The organism is Flavobacterium sp. W1B, assembly GCF_047344965.1.
GTDB lineage: Bacteria > Bacteroidota > Bacteroidia > Flavobacteriales > Flavobacteriaceae > Flavobacterium.
The window spans coordinates 1,859,199-1,881,449 of the sequence record NZ_CP178845.1; the positions used below are offsets into that span (position 1 = coordinate 1,859,199).

22 protein-coding genes are annotated in these 22,251 nt (G+C 34.8%); 5 read left to right on the plus strand and 17 right to left on the minus strand.

The features are described from left to right. Window positions 1–2 precede the first annotated feature (2 nt). The 8 genes from ACMDB5_RS08085 to rsfS form a co-directional block, all read right to left on the minus strand. Window positions 3–1,640, minus strand: a complete 1,638-nt coding sequence (locus ACMDB5_RS08085) for an OstA-like protein (RefSeq protein WP_413997750.1) — start codon at window positions 1,638–1,640, stop codon at window positions 3–5. 246 nt (window positions 1,641–1,886) lie between these two features. Beyond that, on the minus strand, window positions 1,887–2,663 hold the full coding sequence (locus ACMDB5_RS08090; RefSeq protein WP_413997751.1) for a superoxide dismutase: 777 nt from the start codon (window positions 2,661–2,663) through the stop codon (window positions 1,887–1,889). A gap of 5 nt (window positions 2,664–2,668) precedes the next feature. After that, window positions 2,669–2,941, minus strand: coding sequence for an acyl-CoA-binding protein (locus ACMDB5_RS08095; RefSeq protein ID WP_413997752.1), 273 nt, complete (start codon window positions 2,939–2,941; stop codon window positions 2,669–2,671). Beyond that, on the minus strand, window positions 2,941–3,594 hold the full coding sequence (locus ACMDB5_RS08100; RefSeq protein WP_413997753.1) for a phosphatidylserine decarboxylase family protein: 654 nt from the start codon (window positions 3,592–3,594) through the stop codon (window positions 2,941–2,943). Before ACMDB5_RS08100 ends, ACMDB5_RS08095 begins: the two co-directional genes overlap by 1 nt. Beyond that, window positions 3,584–4,474, minus strand: coding sequence for a phosphatidate cytidylyltransferase (locus ACMDB5_RS08105; RefSeq protein WP_413997754.1), 891 nt, complete (start codon window positions 4,472–4,474; stop codon window positions 3,584–3,586). Before ACMDB5_RS08105 ends, ACMDB5_RS08100 begins: the two co-directional genes overlap by 11 nt. 1 nt (window position 4,475) lies before the next feature. After that, complete coding sequence (locus ACMDB5_RS08110; protein WP_413997755.1) at window positions 4,476–5,078, minus strand: lactate utilization protein B/C; 603 nt, start codon at window positions 5,076–5,078, stop codon at window positions 4,476–4,478. Between the two features lie 112 nt (window positions 5,079–5,190). Next, window positions 5,191–7,116: an ATP-dependent zinc metalloprotease FtsH gene (gene ftsH / locus ACMDB5_RS08115; RefSeq protein ID WP_413997756.1), complete on the minus strand. Its 1,926-nt coding sequence runs from the start codon at window positions 7,114–7,116 to the stop codon at window positions 5,191–5,193. A 15-nt stretch (window positions 7,117–7,131) separates the two neighbouring features. Then, window positions 7,132–7,503: a ribosome silencing factor gene (gene rsfS, locus ACMDB5_RS08120; protein ID WP_413997757.1), complete on the minus strand. Its 372-nt coding sequence runs from the start codon at window positions 7,501–7,503 to the stop codon at window positions 7,132–7,134. A gap of 95 nt (window positions 7,504–7,598) precedes the next feature. On the opposite strand from rsfS, the gene ACMDB5_RS08125 reads away from it, so the two are divergent. Then, window positions 7,599–8,327, plus strand: a complete 729-nt coding sequence (locus ACMDB5_RS08125; RefSeq protein ID WP_413997758.1) for a biotin--[acetyl-CoA-carboxylase] ligase — start codon at window positions 7,599–7,601, stop codon at window positions 8,325–8,327. 91 nt (window positions 8,328–8,418) lie between these two features. Here ACMDB5_RS08125 and ACMDB5_RS08130 read toward each other — a convergent pair whose 3' ends face one another. Next, window positions 8,419–8,811: an SRPBCC family protein gene (locus ACMDB5_RS08130; RefSeq protein WP_413997759.1), complete on the minus strand. Its 393-nt coding sequence runs from the start codon at window positions 8,809–8,811 to the stop codon at window positions 8,419–8,421. Between the two features lie 20 nt (window positions 8,812–8,831). Next, on the minus strand, window positions 8,832–9,476 hold the full coding sequence (gene pyrE, locus ACMDB5_RS08135; RefSeq protein WP_413997760.1) for an orotate phosphoribosyltransferase: 645 nt from the start codon (window positions 9,474–9,476) through the stop codon (window positions 8,832–8,834). A gap of 7 nt (window positions 9,477–9,483) precedes the next feature. On the opposite strand from pyrE, the gene ACMDB5_RS08140 reads away from it, so the two are divergent. Together ACMDB5_RS08140 and ACMDB5_RS08145 are read left to right on the plus strand one after the other, a co-directional pair. Next, a complete protein-coding gene (locus tag ACMDB5_RS08140; RefSeq protein WP_413997761.1) occupies window positions 9,484–10,086 on the plus strand; it encodes an NUDIX hydrolase in 603 nt (200 codons plus the stop codon). A gap of 54 nt (window positions 10,087–10,140) precedes the next feature. Beyond that, window positions 10,141–11,487, plus strand: a complete 1,347-nt coding sequence (locus ACMDB5_RS08145; RefSeq protein ID WP_413997762.1) for a DEAD/DEAH box helicase — start codon at window positions 10,141–10,143, stop codon at window positions 11,485–11,487. A 162-nt stretch (window positions 11,488–11,649) separates the two neighbouring features. Here ACMDB5_RS08145 and ACMDB5_RS08150 read toward each other — a convergent pair whose 3' ends face one another. The 3 genes from ACMDB5_RS08150 to ACMDB5_RS08160 form a co-directional block, all read right to left on the minus strand. Continuing rightward, window positions 11,650–12,228 (minus strand): PhnA domain-containing protein, encoded by a 579-nt coding sequence (locus ACMDB5_RS08150; protein WP_413997763.1) that lies wholly within the window; start codon window positions 12,226–12,228, stop codon window positions 11,650–11,652. A 136-nt stretch (window positions 12,229–12,364) separates the two neighbouring features. Beyond that, window positions 12,365–12,820, minus strand: a complete 456-nt coding sequence (gene coaD / locus ACMDB5_RS08155) for a pantetheine-phosphate adenylyltransferase (protein ID WP_413997764.1) — start codon at window positions 12,818–12,820, stop codon at window positions 12,365–12,367. Between the two features lie 11 nt (window positions 12,821–12,831). After that, a complete protein-coding gene (locus tag ACMDB5_RS08160; protein WP_413997765.1) occupies window positions 12,832–13,803 on the minus strand; it encodes a D-alanine--D-alanine ligase in 972 nt (323 codons plus the stop codon). Between the two features lie 291 nt (window positions 13,804–14,094). Here ACMDB5_RS08160 and ACMDB5_RS08165 point away from each other — a divergent pair, with 291 nt between their 5' ends. Then, a complete protein-coding gene (locus ACMDB5_RS08165; RefSeq protein WP_413997766.1) occupies window positions 14,095–14,712 on the plus strand; it encodes a PASTA domain-containing protein in 618 nt (205 codons plus the stop codon). Further along, entirely contained in the window at window positions 14,702–15,748 is a 1,047-nt protein-coding gene (locus tag ACMDB5_RS08170; protein WP_413997767.1) for an RluA family pseudouridine synthase, read from the plus strand. Before ACMDB5_RS08165 ends, ACMDB5_RS08170 begins: the two co-directional genes overlap by 11 nt. A gap of 190 nt (window positions 15,749–15,938) precedes the next feature. Here the strand turns inward: ACMDB5_RS08170 and ACMDB5_RS08175 are convergent, their stop codons facing one another. The 4 genes from ACMDB5_RS08175 to mgrA form a co-directional block, all read right to left on the minus strand. Next, on the minus strand, window positions 15,939–16,343 hold the full coding sequence (locus ACMDB5_RS08175) for a hypothetical protein (protein WP_413997768.1): 405 nt from the start codon (window positions 16,341–16,343) through the stop codon (window positions 15,939–15,941). 239 nt (window positions 16,344–16,582) lie between these two features. Further along, entirely contained in the window at window positions 16,583–20,446 is a 3,864-nt protein-coding gene (locus ACMDB5_RS08180) for a TIM-barrel domain-containing protein (protein WP_413997769.1), read from the minus strand. A gap of 225 nt (window positions 20,447–20,671) precedes the next feature. Next, complete coding sequence (locus ACMDB5_RS08185; RefSeq protein WP_413997770.1) at window positions 20,672–21,205, minus strand: hypothetical protein; 534 nt, start codon at window positions 21,203–21,205, stop codon at window positions 20,672–20,674. 14 nt (window positions 21,206–21,219) lie between these two features. Beyond that, window positions 21,220–22,209, minus strand: a complete 990-nt coding sequence (gene mgrA, locus ACMDB5_RS08190; RefSeq protein ID WP_413997771.1) for an L-glyceraldehyde 3-phosphate reductase — start codon at window positions 22,207–22,209, stop codon at window positions 21,220–21,222. Window positions 22,210–22,251 lie beyond the last annotated feature (42 nt).

The window sequence follows — 22,251 nt, forward strand, 5'->3', positions numbered from 1 at the left end:
ATCTATTTCATATTCTTAGTTTTCTTCTTGTCGTAGTTCAGAGTTTCCTTTCGTATTTTCATCGGAACATTCTCTTTGGCATCTTCGGCTTTTCCTTCTTTGATTAATTTGTCATTGAGTTCGTTTTCTTCTGGAGGAAAGATATCGTCTTTAGATTTGACCTTTTCGTCTCCACGCCAGACTAATCCTCTTAGTTTTCTTGCGTTTTCTGGTAATTCGTCTTCGGGAAATATTTCGCCATCCACTTGGTTGAAAAAGGTGATTGTTTCAACGGCATTGTTTTCTATAATAAGATTGATTTTGCTACTTACGTTTTTGTTGATGCCGACGAGTTCCTGCGCGTCATTTCGCATATAGTAAATTACTTCGGCATTTTTTACGATATCCACATCATGCAATTTTCCTTCTTTGAATTTGCCATACAGATTCAGCCCTTTTACCTGATTATACCCGGTTCCAAGTGTGTCTTTCGAGACCAGAAAGGTGTTGTTTAAGACCTTCAGGGAATCGAGTTGTTGTGTAGTGTTATTTCCTATGAGATGCATTATATCACCGGTAATCTGGCTTTCTCCGTTCCATAGTACCGGATTGCCAATAAGTTTTGTCAGCGCAGTTTTTGAACTGGAATGAATAGAATCACATTTACCACTCATATCCGTTTTGTAAAACCGAACATTATTAAAGGCTCGGATGATACGGTTGCCTTCTTTACCGGTAACCATCAATTTCTTACCGTGGATGTAAACTGAGTCGTTTTCGACAAAATTGATGGCTACGGCTCTTTTGGTAACAAACATCGAATCTACTTTTTTGAAAACCTCGGCGTAATGCCCTTTAATAATTCCGCGATTGATAGAATCGGTTATTTTTACGTTGCGTGTTGCCGAAGCGAATTCTTTGGTTCGATCATAATACAGGCTGTCTCCTTGTATTAATCGGTCCTCGTATTTTATATAGGATTTTCGAAGAAAATGCCCGAGATTCTTTTTGGTGTCGTAAAATCCTTTTTCGGTATAGATATAATTTTTTTTGCTTGTAATTGTAGAAGGACCAAAAAGATAAGAATGCCCCGAATTACTGAAATAGTCCAGATGATTTGATTTTATGACGTAGGTTGGATTTGTGATAGTAACCGCTGTCAAGAATTGGAACTTTTTCTGGTCAACATAATATTTCCCGGATTTAGAGGTCAAAGTGTTTTCTTTATTGGTAATGACGCCTTTGGTGTTGTAATATACTTCTTGTGTGTTTCTGTTAAAGTTGATTGTGTCTGTTGCTAAAGTAGCATCGGGTGAACTCATAACTGCGTCTCCAGTTGCAAATGCTTGTTTTAGGTTACCATTGTATTCGGCATATTTACTATTCAAATATAAGGTGTCGCCTTGAACCAGTTGTACATTTCCAAAAGCTTTAAGGTAGTTTTCTTTTTGGAAAAAATACGCTTTATTACAAGTTAGCACAATTCCATCATGATTAACACGTACGTTTCCAGAAAGCAAAAAAGCATCAGGAATTTCTGCCTGATTTACATCTGCATAATCAGAATGTTCAATAATTATTTTTTTTGGAGCTTGTGCCAATACACTTTTTGAACAAAGTATCAGTAAACTACAACAGATAAAAAATAGTGATTTATTCAAGGGATTTATTTTTTGTCAAATTTATGAAAAAGGAAACAAACGCAGTTCATATTAGCATTTATTTATAAAATATGGTGGCTGTAGGAGTGTTTTTCTTTATTTCTTTAGCATATTAAAAAGCTATTTCTGGATTCTTGCAGAACGAATAAAATACTTGTAAAATATCCTGAATTTTCAAATAACGAAAAATGCTGATACTATAACAAGGTTATTGGCATCAGCATTTTTTATTATAACGAAAAGGTGTTAGTATTTTCTTCTTATGGCAGCTTCGTAATTCTCACCTACTTTTTTCCAATTGATCACATTAAAAAAAGAATCAATATAGTTTTGTCGTCTGTATTGGTATCCTAAATAATAAGCGTGTTCCCAAAGATCTAATGCCAAAATTGGAGTTCCTGGTACGTTCGCATTTCTCATTAATGGATTGTCTTGATTTTGGGTGCTTGTAATCTGTAGTTTTTTTGATTTGTCAACAACCAGCCAAACCCATGCAGAACCAAATTGTTTTGTGGCTTCGGTTTTAAAAGCAGAAACAAAATTTTCATAAGAACCAAAATCTCTTTTTATAGCAGTGGCTAAAGTGTCTTTAGGAGCGCCTCCTGCATTAGGTGCCATAGACTGCCAGTATAGCGTATGATTGTAATATCCTCCTGCATTATTTCTTAAATCGGCGTTGTTAAGATCAAGTTTTGCTAAGATATTTTCGATAGTTTCATTTTCAAATTCAGTTCCGGCAACCGCATTATTAAGATTGTTGGTGTATGTTAAATAATGTTTGGAATAATGCATTTCCATTGTTAACGGTGATATTGCTGGAGCCAAAGCATCGTAAGCATAAGGTAGTTTTTCCAGTTGAAAAGAGCCTTGACTGGCTCTTACATCATCCGGTAGTCCAATGGTTATCTTTTCTTGTGCTGTGGGTAGAGGTACTTCTACAACTTCAGTAAATTTTTTGTCATTACATGAAACTAAAAAACTAAGAAATAATAGACCTGAAAGTATAAAATTTATTTTTTTCATTTGTACTATTGTTTTTTCAAAAGAGAATTGATGGTTTCTATATACTGTTCTTTTGCTTCCTCGGCCGAAAGATGACTAATTTGCATCCAGGCATTAATTTTAAAAGCATCTCTTAAATGAAATGAGGTCGCCTGTTTTGGTTCTAAATTTCCAAAAGTGGCTTGTTTGTAATAGGCATAAAGACGCAACTGAACATCTTGGGGTAAAGAAGCTTGAGTCATTTTGGAAGCTGTAAAAACAGCTTCCTGAAATCTAGTGTCTAAATCTTTTTCGATCATTATGCTTTTGTTGCAATAACTGTTTTTCCTCCTATCGCCTTTTGATTTAATACAACATTGATAGGTGTGCCTAAAGGTAAGAATAAATCTACTCTAGAGCCAAATTTGATAAAACCAGCATCTGTTCCTTGAATAACTTGCATTCCTTCTTCGGCGTAGTTTACAATTCTTCTTGCCAAAGCACCAGCAATTTGACGGTATAAAACGGCTCCAAAAGTATTGTTTTCAATAACTACGGTTGTTCTTTCGTTTTCCTCGCTAGCTTTTGGATGCCAAGCTACAAGAAACTTACCAGGATGGTATTTGCTAAATTTTACAATACCACTAAGTCCATAACGAGTTACGTGAACATTTATTGGCGACATAAAAATAGAAACCTGTAAACGTTTGTCTTTGAAATATTCACTTTCATAAACTTCTTCAATTACAACCACTTTTCCATCTACTGGAGCCAGAATTTGGTTTTCATTTAAGATTACAGATCTTTTTGGATTTCTGAAAAATTGTAAAATGATTACCAATAACAAGAAAGCACTAATTTGAATTAGTTTTTTTAGCCAAATTGTGTCAATGAAATTGTCAGATAATAATAGTACAATAGATGTGAAAATTATACCTAGTAAAATAGTTTTGGTTCCTTCTTTATGAAACATAATTTAAAATTTGATAAAATAAAAATACAATTGGTGCTACAAAGATAACACTATCTAGTCGATCTAGAACGCCTCCGTGGCCGGGCATTATTTTTCCGCTGTCTTTGACTCCAGCAATACGTTTGAATTTAGATTCGATTAAATCACCTATGGTTCCAAAAACGCCTGCAATTAAGGCTATTGTTGTCCATATTAAAATTGATTTATCGCTAAAATTTGCATTTGGTTTGATGTATAATTTTGAAATTAAGAAACCGGCAAAAATTGCAAAAACAACTCCGCCAACAAAACCTTCAATCGTTTTTTTAGGTGAAATACGTTCCAATAATTTATGTTTTCCAATGGATTTCCCCACTAGATAGGCAAAGGTATCATTAGTCCATATTAGAATGAATAATCCGATAATGATTTTTGGGTTATAATCATTAATTCCAAAAGAGATTTTAATTATAAAAATAAAAGGCAGTATAATGTATCCTAATAAATAAATGTATTTTGATAGTTTACTTATGGATTGAATAGCATCATTAAATAAAAACACAATGGATTTTATAGATATTAATAATGTAATAATAAGTAGTACTACATTTAGATGGTTAATATTAATGATAAGTTGAATATTATCTCCTAAAATTCCATTGATATAGTTTTCCGTTTCAATTTTATAAAAACTAATCAAAATGATAGATGTATAAAAAAGAGAACCAAAGAAAAGTGGGAAAATTTTATTGATTTGAACTAAATTGCAAAACTCATAAGTAGCAATAATTAGAAAAACACCAAATAAGGCAATAAAACTTTCAGTAGAAAATAGGATAGAAGCTAATAACAATGCTATATAAACAGCACCAGATATGGCTCTCTTAAGTGTTTCGTTCATCTTAAAGATCTTCTAAAAGCAATAAATAAAGGTTTTTGGCAGAACTACCATATTGAGTAAAGTCCTCTTCTTTTGCTTTTTCAAAATATTTTATAGCGGTAATGTTTGTTGGAATATCTGTTCCGTATTTCTTTTTTATAGCGCTAAGACCATCGCTTTTCATAGCAAGTATCTGGCTCGTTTTTGCTAGAACTATAATATCAACAGGGAGTTCATTTGGTTTGTGCTGTTTTATTTGTTTCGAAGAAAATAAAATAGATCCTTCTTCGGCAATTAAATTTTCACAGCTAACAAAAAGGAATTTTGGATTCGCAGGTTTCTCATAGCTGAGTTTGTTTTCATCTAATAAGTTGAAAAGATTGGGGTTATAACAAAGTACTTCACTTTCATACCAATCATTTTCTTCTAGAATGTTTTCGAACTGTTCTTTTACTTCTTCTAAATTTTCACAATACAAAAATTTACCTCCATTTTTCTTAAAATTGAAGATAAACTGTTCGTCAATTGACATGGAATTGTCAATTGGTGAGTTGTTATATTCGTTTTCAGTTTCTTCTTCTGAAGCCGAATTAGTAGAACCAAAAAATTTTCTAAAAAGACTCATATTTTTGTTAAGGTGCTTTATATATTATTTGAAAACGTTCAAAGATAAAAAAATCTTAATTCAAAAGTAGCTTTTGAATTAAGATTTTAAAAACAATTAAAAATAGGATACCTTATGAGACTACTTCATCGAGGTTTTTGTCAAACATTCTTTTTCCGAAGATAGTTTCAAGATCATCTTTAAAAATAACTTCTTTTTCGATTAGAATATCAGCAAGCTGATTCAATTTATCTTTATTTTCTTCTAAGATTTGAATTGCTCTTTGATATTGACCTTCAATAAGTGCTGAAATTTCAGTGTCTATAACTTTAGCAGTTTCATCTGAATACGGTTTAGAGAAACTGTATTCACTTTGTCCTGATGAATCATAATAGGTAACATTTCCTATTTTTTCATTCAAACCATAGATGGTAACCATTGCGCGAGCTTGTTTAGTAACTTTCTCTAAATCACTCAAAGCACCAGTTGAAATTCGGTTAAAAGTAACTTTTTCAGCAGCTCTTCCTCCCATAGTAGCACACATTTCGTCTAGCATTTGATCCGGACGTACAATTTGACGCTCTTCAGGTAAATACCAAGCAGCACCCAGACTTTGTCCTCTAGGAACAATAGTTACTTTGATTAATGGTGCAGCATGTTCTAACATCCAACTCACAGTAGCATGTCCTGCTTCGTGAATGGCTATGGCTTTTTTCTCCTCTGGAGTTATGATTTTATTTTTCTTTTCAAGTCCGCCTACAATTCTGTCTACTGCGTCTAAGAAATCTTGTTTGTCAACGGCTGTTTTATTGTATCTGGCCGCGATTAAAGCAGCTTCATTACACACATTGGCAATATCGGCACCTGAGAAACCAGGAGTTTGTTTAGCAAGGAAATCTAAGTCAAGACCTTCTACTTTTTTCAAAGGAGCAAGGTGTACTTGAAAGATTTCGGCGCGTTCGCGAATGTCTGGTAAGTCAACAAAAATTTGTCTGTCAAAACGACCTGCACGCATTAAGGCTTTGTCTAATACATCCGCTCTGTTTGTTGCAGCAAGTACAATTACATTAGAGTTGGTTCCAAAACCGTCCATCTCAGTAAGTAATTGATTTAAGGTGTTTTCTCTTTCATCATTACCGCCTGACATATTGCTTTTTCCTCTGGCTCTACCTACTGCATCAATTTCGTCAATGAAAATAATAGCAGGAGATTTTTCTTTGGCTTGTTTGAATAGGTCACGAACACGTGATGCACCTACACCTACAAACATTTCTACAAAGTCAGAACCTGACAATGAGAAGAAAGGTACTTGCGCTTCACCGGCAACTGCTTTGGCTAATAAGGTTTTTCCTGTTCCAGGAGGACCTACAAGTAAAGCTCCTTTTGGTATTTTACCTCCAAGGTTGGTGTATTTTTCAGGGTTTTTCAAGAATTCAACAATTTCTTGTATTTCTTCTTTTGCACCTTCTAATCCGGCAACATCTTTGAATGTTGTTTTGATATCTGTTTTTTCGTCAAAAAGTTTAGCTTTTGATTTTCCGATATTAAATATTTGACCGCCACCACCAGCACCGCCACCAGACATTTTTCTCATAATAAAAATCCAAACACCAATGATGATGATGATAGGAAGTAAACTAATAAGAATGTCAGACCAGTTGCTTTTTGCCAAGAAATTAAAATCTTTAAGTTTTCCTTCGGCAACTGCTTTTTCTAGTTTGTTTTGGAATATTTGATCATTTCCGATTTCAAAAGTATATTGAGGACCTTTGTTGGGTCTGTCAAAAATGTCTTTTGCTACTTTTTGATGTTCTTTGTCTTTTAGCGCTTCAGCCTTTAAGAAAACTTCGGCTTCGGTTTTATTGTATACAATTACTTTTTCAATTTGTCCTTTTTCTAAATAGATATTGAATTTAGAAGAGGTTAATTGTGCCGGTTCTTGTAAGCTGGAGCTACCAGTTATAAAGCTTATAAAAAGGAAGATAAGTAAAATGGCAGTATAAACTAACCAAGGACTTATTTTAAATTTATTAGGATTTGGATTATTTTCTTTTGCCATTCTGAGTGTCTTTCTTTAATATTTATTAGCTATTGTAGTAATTTTTGCATCTCCCCACAAACTTTCGATATTGTAATATTCTCTGATTTGTTTTTGAAATACATGAACTACGATATGCACATAATCCATAAGTACCCATTCTGCATTAGAGGAACCCTCAACATGCCAAGGTTTATCTTTTAATTCTTTTGAAACTGTTTTTTGGATAGAGTTAACAATTGCATTTACCTGCGTATTTGAGTTACCGTTGCAGATAACATAATAGTCACAAACAGCGCTATCAATTTCTCTTAGATCGAGAATCTCAATGTCATTTCCTTTTACCTCTTCGATTCCTGCAATAATGTTCGCCAATAAAGCATCATTATCTATAGTCTTTTTTGCCATGAAATATTTTTATATAAGTTTGTAAAGTTACCATTTTTTGTGATTATTTTTGAACCTTAACATAATATTAAATTCTGTTACACAAATATTAGCTAATGAAACTAATCAAACTCGATGCCATAGATTCAACAAATGAGTTTCTTAAAGGCTTATCGAATACACAGGAACTAGAAAACTTTACTGTTGTTATTGCCGAAAATCAAACCAAAGGTAAAGGGCAAATGGGTGCTGTTTGGACTTCGGAAACGGGTAAGAATCTAATAATGAGTGTTTTTGTTAAGGATTCTTTGATTGGGATTAATCAGATTTATAACTTGAATATTGCAATGGCACTCGCTGTAGTTCAGGCTTTAGAGACGTTTAAGATTCCTGGATTAAGTATTAAATGGCCAAACGACATTATGTCATATAATTTTAAAATTGCTGGCATTTTGATTGAAAATAGCATAAAAAGTGACGGCACTGTTTGTTCAATTTTGGGTTTAGGGTTAAATGTGAATCAAATGAGTTTTGATAATTTACCAAAAGCTTCTTCTTTGGCGGTCATTTGCAATGCAGAATTTAATAAAGAAGAAATACTTTTTGAGATTATTGACAGAATGAAACATAACATAAAAATTTTACAAGAACAGCCAGATTCTTTGTGGGCAGATTATATTGATAGACTTTTTAAGAAAGGAGTTCCAATGCCATTTAAAGATAATAAGGATCAAAATTTTATGGGGATCATTAAAGGTGTTTCTCCTTTTGGGAAAATCCAGATTCTTCTGGAAGATGATACTGTGTCAGAATTCAATATCAAAGAAGTTCAGATGCTGTATTGATATTAACAGAATAAGAGTAAAAAAAATAGGGGATAAAAACATATCATGTATATATTTTTATCCCCTATTTTTTTATTTAAAATGTTTTTATTTACAATTTTGTCATATTGGTAGCCAAGGTTTCTATGAATTTACCAATTGGACCTTTGATCATCATTGCCATCATAGGATTGAAATCACCTTCGAAATCAAGTTTTACAGCACTTGAATTCTCAGATACTGAATCAATGTTAGCAACTAACGTAAATGGAAGTTTATCGCTTGCAGCACCCAAAACCACTTTATTTGGGGCTACTTTTTCTTTCATTTTTAATTTGATTTCAGGCATGCCTTTTAATCCAAAAATAAAAGCATCATCTCCGATGACTTCAAATTTGGCAATATTTTCAGGCATCAATCTTTCGAAGTTTTTTACATCAGACAATAAATCGAATAATTCTTGAGCTGATTTTCCAACATTAACTTTAGGACTTTCTAAGTTCATATTTTTTTCTTTTTTTATTTCTAAATCACGTCCCAAGTAGATGGAGTAACGCTCCATTCTCTTAAAGTTTGTTCTTCTTTTTCAGTAATATAACTTTTGGCAACAGCTAAATTTAATAAATTCTGATAATTGCTCAAAGTGTATAAATCAAGTTTGGCATTTTTAAAGTTTTGTTCCGCAACATCAAAACCATAGGTAAATATGGCGGCCATTCCTTTTATATTTGCTCCAGCGGCGCGTAAAGCCTCAACGGCCATTAGGCTGCTGTTTCCGGTGCTAATTAAATCTTCTACAACAACAACATTTTGTCCTTTTTGAAGAAAGCCTTCTACTTGGTTTTGACGACCATGTTTTTTGGCTTCAGGACGCACATATACAAATGGCAATCCTAAACTTTCGGCAACCAACATACCAATTCCTATTGCTCCAGTGGCTACACCGGCAATAACATCTGGCTTACCAAATTGTTTTTCAATGTTTTTAGAAAATTCATCACGGACATAATTTCTTATGGCTGGGAATGAGAGAATTAGCCTATTGTCACAATAAATAGGTGATTTCCATCCGGAAGCCCATGTAAAAGGATTTCCTGGATTCAATTTAATTGCATTTATTTGTAAAAGCAATTCGGCTGTTTTTTCGGCAGTATCTTTATTAAAAATCATAGTACAAATGTATAAAGTTTTTGTGAACGACAAACCACTTTTTTTGACAAATAAAATATCAAAAGAGACAGATTTTCAATTATTTTTGTTAGAAAGTGTTGATATAGTTCAGCTTATAGTTAAAATTTTCCAAAATAAAATTCAAAAAGCCTATCTCTATCATCCCGATGAAAAAGAGATTATGAAGACTTTAAAGACAAAAATTCCGGTATGCAAAGCAGGAGGCGGTTTTGTCTATAATAAAAGAGGTGAGGTTTTATTTATTTTTAGAAATGGAAAATGGGATTTACCTAAAGGAGGAATAGAAAAAGGTGAGGACATCGAAGACACTGCCATGCGTGAGGTAGAGGAGGAAACAGGAGTCAGCGGATTAAGGATTACCAACAAATTGCAAAAAACCTATCATGTTTTTAAACGCAATGGCAAATACAAACTAAAAATTACCCATTGGTTTGAAATGCACTCTGATTTTGATGGCACACCTCAAGGACAATTAGAAGAAGGAATAGAGAAAGTGACTTGGTTGAAACCGGAGGAAATCCCGGCAGCTTTAAAAAACTCCTACGAGAATATTAAATTATTGTTTGAAGAAGAAAAACTCCCTAAATAGGAGTTTTTTTTTATTTCATAACTTTTAATAAGGAATTGGTTTTACCTTTGCAAAATGAATAAGAAACACCATTCCAATAATATACTTTTGAATTTAGGTATCGAAAGCCTAAACGAAATGCAGGAAGTAGCGCAGGATGCTATTTTAAATGATAATAATGTTTTATTGCTTTCCCCAACGGGTTCGGGTAAAACCCTGGCTTTTTTGATGCCTGTTTTAGAAATGTTGCAACCCGAAATCCAATCGGTTCAATGTTTGATTCTGGTTCCTTCGAGAGAATTGGGATTGCAGATTGAACAGGTTTGGAAAAAAATGGGTACCGATTACAAGGTAAATGTTTGCTATGGTGGTCACTCTATTGACACCGAAATTAAGAATCTAAGCAATCCGCCGGCTGTTTTAATTGGGACTCCGGGGAGAATTGCAGATCATATTGATAGAGGAACTTTTCGTTTGGATAAAATACAGACTTTAATTTTGGATGAATTTGACAAATCTCTGCAACTGGGTTTCCATGAGCAAATGTCTTTTATCATTGGGAAATTGACAAAATTAAACAAACGTGTTTTGGTTTCGGCTACTTCTGATATTGAAATTCCAAAATATACCAGAGTCGTAAATCCAACTGTTTTGGATTTTATTCCTGAAAATGAAGAAGAAACGAATCTTTCGACAAAAATGGTCGTTTCGAAAGAAAAAGACAAAATAGGAAGTTTGTTCAACCTTATTTGTTCTTTAAAATCAGAATCGGCTATTGTTTTTTGTAATCACCGTGATGCGGCTGAACGTATAAGCGATACTTTGAATGAAAAGGGAATTTACTCTGTTTATTATCATGGCGGGATGGATCAGGATGAACGCGAGCGCGCTTTAATTCAGTTCCGTAACGGAAGCGTGAGCTATTTAATTACCACCGATTTAGCGGCACGTGGATTAGATATTCCTGAAATGAATCACGTTATTCATTATCATTTGCCAACCAAAGAAGACGAGTTTACTCATAGAAACGGTAGAACCGCGCGTATGACGGCTTCTGGAACGGCCTATGTCATTATTCATGAAAGTGAGAAAAAGATCGATTATATCGATTATGGTATGGAAGTTTTCAAAGTCGATAATGCTAATTCATTACCAAAACCGCCTCAATTTCAAACAATTTACATCAGCGGTGGAAAGAAAAATAAGCTGAATAAAATTGATGTTGTAGGTTTCTTTTCCCAAAAAGGAAAACTCGAAAAAGGAGATTTAGGATTAATTGAAGTGAAAGATTTTATTTCTTTTGCTGCAGTAAAATTCAATAAAGTAAAAGACTTGCTCCATAATATTAAGGACGAAAAAATGAAAGGCAAAAAATTCAAAATCGAAGTTGCCAGAAAGGTAATTAAGAAAGAGGAGGAGTAGTTTTTTAGTGTTCACTATTCAGTCCTTCAGTATTCAGTTGAATTTTCAGTATTGGATTGTGAATTAAATTAGATATGAAAAAAACGTTAGCAATTTATTTCTGCTAACGTTTTTTTATGTAAGTGACTGAAAACTCTTTTGACTGATCAGTGGACCACTTTTTTATGTTTTCTTAACGTATTGTGTAATAATTACGATAGTTTGGCCATCTACTTTTCCTTCAATATATTCGGCATTTTCATGGTCTAAACGGATGTTACGCACTGCGGTTCCTTGTTTAGCAACCATGCTTGATCCTTTTACTTTTAAGTCTTTTATCAAAACTACTGAATCTCCATGTTCTAAGATTACTCCGTTGCTATCACGGTGAATAATTTTATTGTCATCATCATCACCTTCACCAGTTGCCTGTGCCCATGCCAAGGTATCTTCATCAAAATACATTTGATCAATTAATTCTTGCGGCCATCCGGCAGAACGCAAACGGCTCAACATTCTCCAAGAAACTACTTGTACGGGAGTGTGTTCGCTCCACATACTGTCATTTAAGCATCTCCAATGGTTTAAATCTTCGTGACCTGGGTTTTCAATTTGATCTATACAAGTATTACAAGCCATTATTGCTTCGTCAATTCCGCCTTTTTTTGTTGGAAGAACTTCGTATACTTTTAGGTTTTCGGTTGCGCCGCAAAGTTCGCATTTGCCACCGCTGCGTTTATTTAATTCTCTTTCTATACTCATTGTTTAATGGCTTTTATTTTTTGCGAAAATACGCTTATTCGGCACTCATTGCAAGTTTATGGTTCTTATTTAGGTTTTAAAAAAGGTTAGTTGTTTTTTTACTACCTTCTTCTTTCTGTCTTCTGAATACTGAGCACTATTTAATTCTTACTGCTTTTGGAACCAACATCTGATACTCTCCACCATTTCGGATTACGTCTCTCACGATACTGGAGCTGATATACGACGTTCTAGCGGCTGTTAATAAAAATACGGTTTCTATTTTAGACAAATGCCTATTGGTATGAGCAATGGCTTTTTCGAATTCAAAATCGGCGGGATTGCGCAAACCACGCAATATAAAATCGGCTTTTAGCTTGTGGCATAAGTCAATTGTTAAACCTTCATAGGTAATCACAGAGACTTTAGGTTCGTCTTTGAAGGTTTCTTCGATGAATCGTTTTCTTTCTTCTAAGGGGAACATGTATTTTTTTTCGGCATTGACACCTATGGCAATTACAATTTCATCAAATAGAGAAACGCCTCTTTTGATAATGTCTTCATGACCTAAGGTGATGGGATCAAAAGATCCTGGAAATATGGCTTTTCTCATTTGGTGTTTATTTATGCCAAGGCAAGTTCTATTGCATTAGTGAACAAATCTTCTAGCGAAATTCCTGCAGCAGCAGCTTGTTGGGGAATTAAACTTTCGGAGGTTAAACCCGGAATGGTGTTCATTTCTAGCATGAATGGTTCGTCATTTACAATGATGAATTCGGTTCTGGAAAAACCTTTCATTTTTAGCAATTCATAAGCTCGTTTGGCGATAGCGCCTACTTTTTGAGTCATTTCATCGGAAATTCTGGCAGGCGTTATTTCCTGTGATTTTCCTTGGTATTTAGCCTCATAATCGAAGAAATCATTGTCCGAAACAATTTCGGTGATAGGTAAAACGATTATTTCTCCTTTATAATTGATAACACCTACAGTAACTTCGGTACCGTCAAGGAAACTCTCTATGATAATTTCGTTGTCTTCTTTGTAAGCTACTTCGATGGCAATTGGCAATTCGGTTTCGGTTTTTACTTTTGAAATTCCAAAGCTGGAACCGGCTTTATTGGGTTTCACAAAACAAGGCAATCCCACTTTTTGGATGATTTCCTCTGCGTTGATTTTGTCTCCTTTGTTTAAATAATAAGAAGTGGCGCTTTTTATACCATAAGGTTTTAAAACCGAAAGGAAATCTCTTTTATTGAAAGTCAGAGCCGATTGGTAATAATCGCAAGAGGTTTGTGGAACTTCTAGTAATTGAAAATAGGCTTGCATGAGTCCGTCTTCGCCCGGAGTTCCGTGAATGGCATTGAAAACACAGTCAAAGTTGATCTTGTTTCCGTTTACCATTACCGAAAAATCATTTTTGTCGATGGGGAATTCAGCATCTGAATCGTCTACATAAACCCATTTTTCTTTGAATATGTGAATGCGAAAGCCGTTGTATTTTGTTTTGTCCAGATATTGATATACGACGTTTCCGCTGATTAATGATATTTTATATTCGCTGGAATAGCCGCCCATGATAATGGCAATGTTTTTCATTTTTTAATTTATTGTGTTGTGAAAACGATTCTTTTTTAGCCCCGATAGCAGCGACATCCTTTTCTTGTTCCCGTTTTTTTGGCGGGAACAAGAAAAGATATAGCGTATAGCGGGAAATAGCTCCTTATAATATTCGTTAGATAAAGTTAAACTTATATTTGAAGCCTTATGGTTCAAAAAAGAAACTATTTTTTGCACGTTTTATCTTAGAAGCTAAATATTATTAAACAAAATTATCATTTTTTTTGAAACGAATTAGCTATATCTTTGTCCGATTATAAAAATAAATTTATGAGTTTACGTAATTATCTTACCAGCCGTGTGTTTCTGTTGCAAGTATTCCTTGCCGTTTTGATTATTGCCGTATTGGGATATCTTTTTATGCATTGGCTGACTTTTACGACGGATCACGGAAATGAGATTTCAGTTCCTAATTTGAGTAAGTTGACAGAGGAGCAAGTAGAGGAAAAACTGGATGCTTTAGATCTTTCTTATGTGCTGTTGGATAGTGTTGATTATAGAAATGATTATCCTAAATATACGGTTGTTCAGCAAGATCCTTTGCCGGGAGCGAAAGTAAAAGTGGGAAGAAAGGTGTATATAAAAATTAACAGTTCTGGATTTTCTTCGGTGAAAGTTCCGGATTTAATTGAAAAAACATACCGTGAAGCAGGACCAACACTAAGAGCTTTAGGACTAGAAGAAGGTACAATTACCTATATTCCAAATTTAGGAAAAGACATGGTTTTGGAAATGCGTTTCAAAGGAAGAAACATAAAAGCTGGAGATAAAGTATTGAAATCCTCTAAGATTGATTTGGTTTTAGGTGACGGAAAAGCGAGTTATGAAGAGGATATAATAACGGATAGCATTGCTAATCCAACACAAGAATTACCAAATGAACAATAATGTAGAGTCGATTGACTTAGAAGAAGAAGAATTATACGAACATTTTAAATTTGAGGTTCCTAAAGGCCAAGCGCCTTTGCGAATTGACAAATATTTGATGGGCTTGATTCAAAATGCCACCCGAAATAAAATACAGAATGCCGCCGCCGAAGGAAATATTTTTGTAAACGACGCCATTGTAAAGTCGAATTATAAAGTAAAAGCCTTTGATGTGGTTCGTGTGATGCTGACGCATCCGCCTTATGAAAATCATATTATTCCGGAGAATATTCCGCTGAATATCGTTTATGAAGATGACGCTTTGTTATTGATAAACAAAGAACCCGGTATGGTGGTGCATCCCGGTCATGGGAATTATACGGGAACTTTGGTTCATGCTTTGGCATATCATTTTGATAATTTGCCAATGAACAGCAGCGAACGTCCGGGATTGGTTCATAGAATTGACAAAGACACTTCGGGTTTATTGGTGATTGCCAAAACCGAAGCGGCGATGACACATCTTGCCAAACAATTTGAAGCCAAAACTTCTGAAAGGGAATATATCGCTTTGGTTTGGGGAAATGTAGCCGAAGAGAAAGGAACGATTGAAGGTAATTTGGCGCGTCACCTGAAAGACCGCATGCAAATGGCTGTTTTTGCCGATCCTGAGATTGGAAAATCGGCCGTGACACATTACAAAGTTTTGGAGCGTTTTGGTTACGTTACCTTGATTTCCTGCCAACTGGAAACAGGTAGAACGCACCAGATTCGTGCGCACCTGAAGCACATAGGTCATCCGTTGTTTAATGACGAGCGTTATGGCGGTCATTTGATCCTGAAAGGAACCACGTTTACCAAATACAAACAGTTTATAGACAACTGTTTTAAAGCCTTGCCAAGACAGGCTCTGCACGCCAAAACATTAGGTTTTGTGCATCCTACGACTGGCGAAATGCTGCGTTTTGATACCGAACTGCCACAGGATTTCCAAGATTGTATCGAGAAATGGAGAGGTTACTCTAAATCGCATGCGACAGAAGACGAAGAAAATTAAAATATATAAAGTAAGGCTGTTTTATAAATAGCAGGATTTGAAATAAACACAAAGCCCTCTTGATGGAAATCGAGAGGGATTTTTTTTGATTGTGTGTACGGAATGTAATTCCGCGTTATCGGTTGAGAAACTATTTTTTAAGAATGATAAAAATTGTAATTATACACTATTGTATATAGTAGCTTTAAACTTATTTTCTTCTTGGAGCGCTTCTAGTATGTGGTTTTACATACGTTCCGCTTTTTCTGTAGTAACCTTTAACTTGTACAGTTCCTCCTGATGAAGATTTAGTAGAAGAACTATTATAAGTAGAATTAGATAATGCAGATTTACTATTATAATTAGAAGTCGTTCCAATATTGTAAACTGGATTTATAGCCCATCCTTTATAATTTTTCCATTTGATTTTTCTATAGCTATTTGTTCTAGAAGAAATATAAACACTATAACCTTTGGGGGCTACAACTATAGCCTCACCACTAGTATTTGTTTTTTTATAAATTGGTGTATCCTCCTCAAGATTTACAAAATAATAGTTAGTTACACATGAGCTCGTGAGGAATAATAAGAATAAAAGAGATAATAATTTCTTCATTATGTAACTTTTAAAGTGAGTAATTATTTATAATTAGAGTTATGCTAATTAAAATTTTAAATGCTTGTAACTTGTTTGTATATAATGATATAGTTGTTTGTCGTTAAATTGAGGTTTCAAATGTAATAAAATTATTCCCACAAAACATTTCTTAAGTATTTAATAAAGAAAAAGCCCTTTCCACGAATGGGAAAGGGCTTTTAGAATTAATAGTTTGCTTTAAAAAGCAAAAATTAGTGTTACAGTTTTAGTGTATTTAAATTTTTATCCACCAACATCATTTGCATTGGTTTCAAATTGAAGTTCACTTTTTGTTTGGCTTTCAACTTGATGAAAAACAAATCCGAACTGCCTTCTAGCACTTCTTGTTTTCCTAGGTTTACAAAAGTAGGATACAATACTTTTTCGCCGTTAGAGTGTAAGCGGTCATTGGTTAGGTTCTCCATTTTTTTGGTGTTCAAAGATTGAATTCCTACAAATTCATAGTCTTTCGTGCTATATGGAAGTGCAAAACTCAAGGCGTTTACTGATTTCAGGTTTTTACCAGAAACTTTCACTTCGATAATTTCGTCTTTATTATAGCTTTGTTTCGCCGTTGTCAAGGCAATTTTACCGTCAAGTTTCGCAATTGTAGCATCGCTGATTCCACCATCTATTTTAGTGGCTACCACCGAAACATCATAAGCGTCGATCAGGTTGTTTTTGTTCACATCTCCATTGCTTACATAACCCTCAAAATCGGCATCACCTTTGCGTAATCCCATATAGTTGATGTAAGAGGTAAGGTCGTTTCTGTCAATCAAACGGTCATTGTTGATGTCGCCCGGACGGTAACTTTCTGTTCCCGGAACTTTGAAAACGTACAATTCACGTCCAGAACCAAAATTACCAACTGCTTCACTAACTGCAATTTTTATAAAACGTACCGTTGGCTGTTTGCTAAATTTAAAGGATTTTACCTCTCCATTATTTTTCCATTCAAATGCACCTGCCTCGGTCCAATCTTGTTTGTCATGACTGTAAGATACTTTTCCTTTTAGTAAATTACCGTTTCCGCCACTAGTTCTTGGTAAATAGTCAAAACGATCCAATTGATTTATAGTGTTTAGGTCGATAATCATTTCAAAAGGAATAGCGTTTGTGCCCCATTTTGTGTGCCATGAATTCGCTTCATCATAATCAAATAGTTTTGAAATTTCGTCACCTTCCTGATCTGCCACATTTAATGTAGCGGTGATTCCTTTTACTGCAAATTCCAAAGGATTGTTTTTAGTTTTTGCGTTAAAAGTCGTCCAGGCAGAATTTCCGCTTTTGTTCACCGCACGAACTTTAAAGCTATAATCTGTTTCGGCATTTAATCCGTCAAACAATAATTCTGTTCCCTTGATGGTTGTGTAAAGCATACCATTGAATTCCACTTCATAGAAATCGGCATTAGTTACTTTTTCCCAAGTAGGGTTTAAGGTATAAGCTTCGGTATTTGCTTCGCTTACCTGTGCGTTTTGTGGAGCACTTAAAGTTCCAGTAGTTTGTCTATAACTATCAACAGGCGTAAAACGGAATCCTTTGATGCCTAAGCTTACGGTGTTTTCGGTAACATTTGTAGCGGCCAATTTCACTAAAACCTGAGGGTTTTTGGTGATTTTTACGTTTTCGAATTCACTTCCTTTTGTCGCAAATTGGTTCAAATTTGGACTTGCATCGTAGAAATACACATTTTCCTTGTTTTGAAAATCAGCTAACGAATTTGCCTTAGTCAGTTTGATTTTTTGTGTACCAATTTTAGCCGTTATTTTTTTAGGCTCTTGGGTTACATTGATTTTAAATTCGGTTGCTTTATCTTTTACAAAACCATTAAAATCTCCTTTAGTAGCTTGTATTGTGATGGCAACATTATCCTTATTTACGTCAGATTCGATTAAAGTAAAAGCCCCTTTGCCTGATTTATAAGCTTCCGAAATTCCATCGTCATCATACTCGGTAAATGAAGATTTTCCTTCAGGATAGATTTCGTAAATGCGTAAATTTTTATTGATTTCAGCAACATTATTATTTGGATTTGTCATCGGAATAATGGCACCGCTTTTTACAAAAACTGGCAATTTCCAAACCGGACTATCAAACTCATTGATGATGCGATTTCCTTCGTATTTTTCTCCACTAAAATAATCTACCCAAGTTCCTTCTGGTAAATAGATTCCGTTGCGGATGTCATTTCCTTTATCATCGGATTTTGTTGCCTGATATATTGGAGCTACTAAGAAATTAGGTCCATACAAAAATTGATATTGGGTTGCTTTGCCTTGGGTATATGCATTTTGAGATTCCAAAAACATAGCCCTTATCATGGGTAAACCAGTTACGGCTTCTTTGGCAATACTGTAGGTGTATGGCATAAGCTCCGATTTTAATTTCAGATAATGTCTGTTGATGGAAGTTACAGGCTCACCTAATACATGAGGATATTTTGGGTTAGAACCCCATCCGTCCATATTCAATTGCATAGGAGTGAATGTTTTCCATTGAAAATCCCTAGTGTTCACAATTGGGTTTTTACCGCCAAAAATTCCATCCACATCCGAAGAAATATTAGGTTGGCCTGATAATCCCGAACCTAAATAAGTAGGGATGTGAAAACGAATGTATTCCCAAACACCGCCGGTTTGATCTCCTGACCAAATACCCGCATAACGTTGCGTTCCTGCCCAACCGTCAAGCGAAATGATAAATGGACGCGCATCATTACCATATTTAGGCATGATAGTTCCTACATCGGCAACACCGTTTAATCCAAAAGAATAACCTTCTCCAACCCAAGCCACATCGGTTTTCAAGACACGAACACCCGCATCTTTTACTTCTTTAATGATGTCTCTTTGCAATAGCGCGCTAATCCCTTCTTTTGGATGAAGATCTGATTGTGTCCAAAGACCAATTTCAACCCCATTTTTTCGGGCATAGTCACCTAAATTTTTCAAATTCTGGATGTTGTCATCTAAGGTTTCGGTTTGACCGTAACCCGCACCGTATCCGTCATTTGGTAAAATCCAACCCAAAGGCATATCGTGATTTTTGTAACGATCGATAACGCCACGTGCCGAAAATTGATAATTGTCTTTTTCGCCGTTCAATGATTCTTTGATTCCTGAAGCGTCTTTTTGGCTCTCAACATAAGTTTTACCGTCTTCAAATAATATTCCTTTTGGAGATTCCTTCCAATAATCACGATTGTAGGCATTCAAATGACCTTCGTAAAAACCAAATTTTGGTAATAATACCGGATTTCCTGTCAGTTGATAAAAATTGTTCAATAATCCCGTTAGCGGCTCATTGATCATGAAAAAGACATCCAGATAATCGGTGTCATGCGAAAGTTGTACACTTCCTTTTGTTTTGGCTCCAAAATCATATTTTCCTTTTTTGAAAGTATGCCACATCATTCCATATCCGTTCGAAGACCAATAAAATGGAGTTGGTGAAGCCACACCACCATCGGTCCAACTGTTTTGGTTTTCAATGGAAATCGTTTTTCCTTTATGCGAAAAACGACCGTTTTGAACTCCACCTCCGTAGAAATATTCTGTTGGATTTTCTTTTAAAGTTAAAATAACTTGTTTTTCTTCAAAAACAGGAAGTGCCGTTTCTTCTACGATTACAGCTTTCGTTTTCGAGTTGATGATTTTGAACAAAGAAGTGTTCTTGTCAAAAAGAATAGTGATTTCTCCGGTAATTATTGCCAACTCTTTTTGTTGGTCGTTTATGTTTAAAGAGGAAATTGGTTTTCTGGGATTATCAACTAATATCTGAGCTTGCGGTTTAGCTTCCGGAGCACGCATTGGTTTTCCGGAATTATCTTGGTACAATCTAAAAATATTTTCGCCATAAAAATCGAAAAGCATTTTTTGGTTGTTGGAAAAAGTAACGGCAATCGTGCTAGAATTAATTTTAGTTGCGCCAGTAATTTTTAAATTTGACTGTGATATCGTTTTAACTGTGGGATTATCGTTGGGTTGTTGCGCCTGAAGATTGCTGATTGAAACGGTCGAGGCAACAGCAAATAAAACACCGGCAATGGGTTTTATTTTCCTAAATTTTTTTTTCATTTTTTAGTTTTATTTATTGATGTTTTTAGTTCTTGGTAAAAATAATAATCGCAATTGAAGTAATGGCTTCTATTGATTGATTATTCGTTGATAAATCAAAGAAAATGGAGTTTTATTGTTATAAAAAAATGAGGCGCAATTATACAAAACGTTTAATGTTTTAAATTGTAACTAACAAAATATTTTTGGTGCTATTTGTGAGTTAATATATTTGATCTTTAGCTTTTAATTTCCGTTTATCTTATTATTAAATTCTTTTTCAATACTTTTCAATTTTATATAATTTGCTATTGAATGGAAAGGTGATTTAGTTTCGTTTCTACCCAAAGTGGTCAAGTTTATGAATATTTGATTTTCATCAAAGATGACTGTTAATAGTTTTCCCCAACTAAATGAACCATTACTTTTTTTACTTCTCAACATATATAAACCATTATCGTTGATATGTAATTCAGGGAATCTTTTTTTTAGAATTCCAACAAATAAACTCCTGTTCTTTTCAGGATTTGGAATTTCAATTTTAAGAAGTTTATAAATATAATACCAAGAAATTAAAAGTAGGATATTTAAAATAATTACTATTATTGTTGCGTATAGGCTTATTGCATTTTTTGGGTTAAGTATAAGTAAAATAGACGCAATGGTCCAAGTCGAATAGATGCCAATTTCGATTGTTTTTTCTAAAAAATAATCCCAATTTGGTTTAAATATTATTCTTTCTTTGTGGACGCTTTTTTGTTTGTCTATTTTGATACTCATTTGTTACCATTTTTTTATTGCAAGATCTTTTCAATTCGGCTTAGTTCGTTTTCGCTAAAAACGATATTGTTTAAGCACAAAAGAGAATCCTTTAATTGTTCCGGTTTACTGGCGCCCACAAGTACCGAGCTCACGCGTGGATCTTTCAGCAACCAAGCTAGTGCCATTTGCGCCAAGGATTGATTGCGTTGTTCCGCTATTTCATTCAGTTCTTTTATTTGTTGTAGGCGACTATCGGTAACTTCAGCTTGTTGTAAAAAACCATGGGCTTTGGCTGCTCTAGAATCGGCGGGGATTCCGTCAAGGTATTTATTAGTTAAAAGTCCCTGTGCTAAAGGAGAAAAAGGAATGCATCCTATTTTTTCTTTTTCAAGCACATCGAGCAGTTCTTCTTCGACCCAGCGCACGAACATAGAATATTTGGGTTGATGAATCAGGCAGGGAGTTCCCAGTTGCTTTAGGATATCGATGGCTTTGGCGGCTTCGGTAGCTGGATAATTGGACAAGCCCACATAGAGTGCTTTTCCTTGTTTTACGATAAGATCTAAGGCTCCCATGGTTTCTTCCAAAGGCGTATTTGGGTCGGGACGATGATGGTAAAAAATGTCCACATAATCCAGTTCCATTCTTTTAAGGCTTTGATCTAAGCTAGCGACCAAGTATTTCTTGCTGCCCCAATCGCCATAAGGTCCATCCCACATGGTGTAGCCCGCTTTTGTGCTAATGATCATTTCATCGCGATAGCTTTCAAAATCTTCTTGGAGTATTTTTCCAAAAACTTTTTCGGCACTACCCGGAGGCGGTCCGTAATTATTAGCAAGATCAAAATGGGTAATTCCGCTGTCAAAAGCCGTTTGTAGTATTGCACGACTGTTCTCCAATTCATCCAGCTGACCAAAATTGTGCCATAGCCCTAATGAAATTTCGGGAAGCAGGATGCCACTGTTGCCGCAACGGCGGTACTGCATTTGATTGTAACGGTTTGAATTGGGTTGGTATTCCATAAAGGAGTTCTATTTTAGGGTTGTATTTTTTTAATGGCAAAA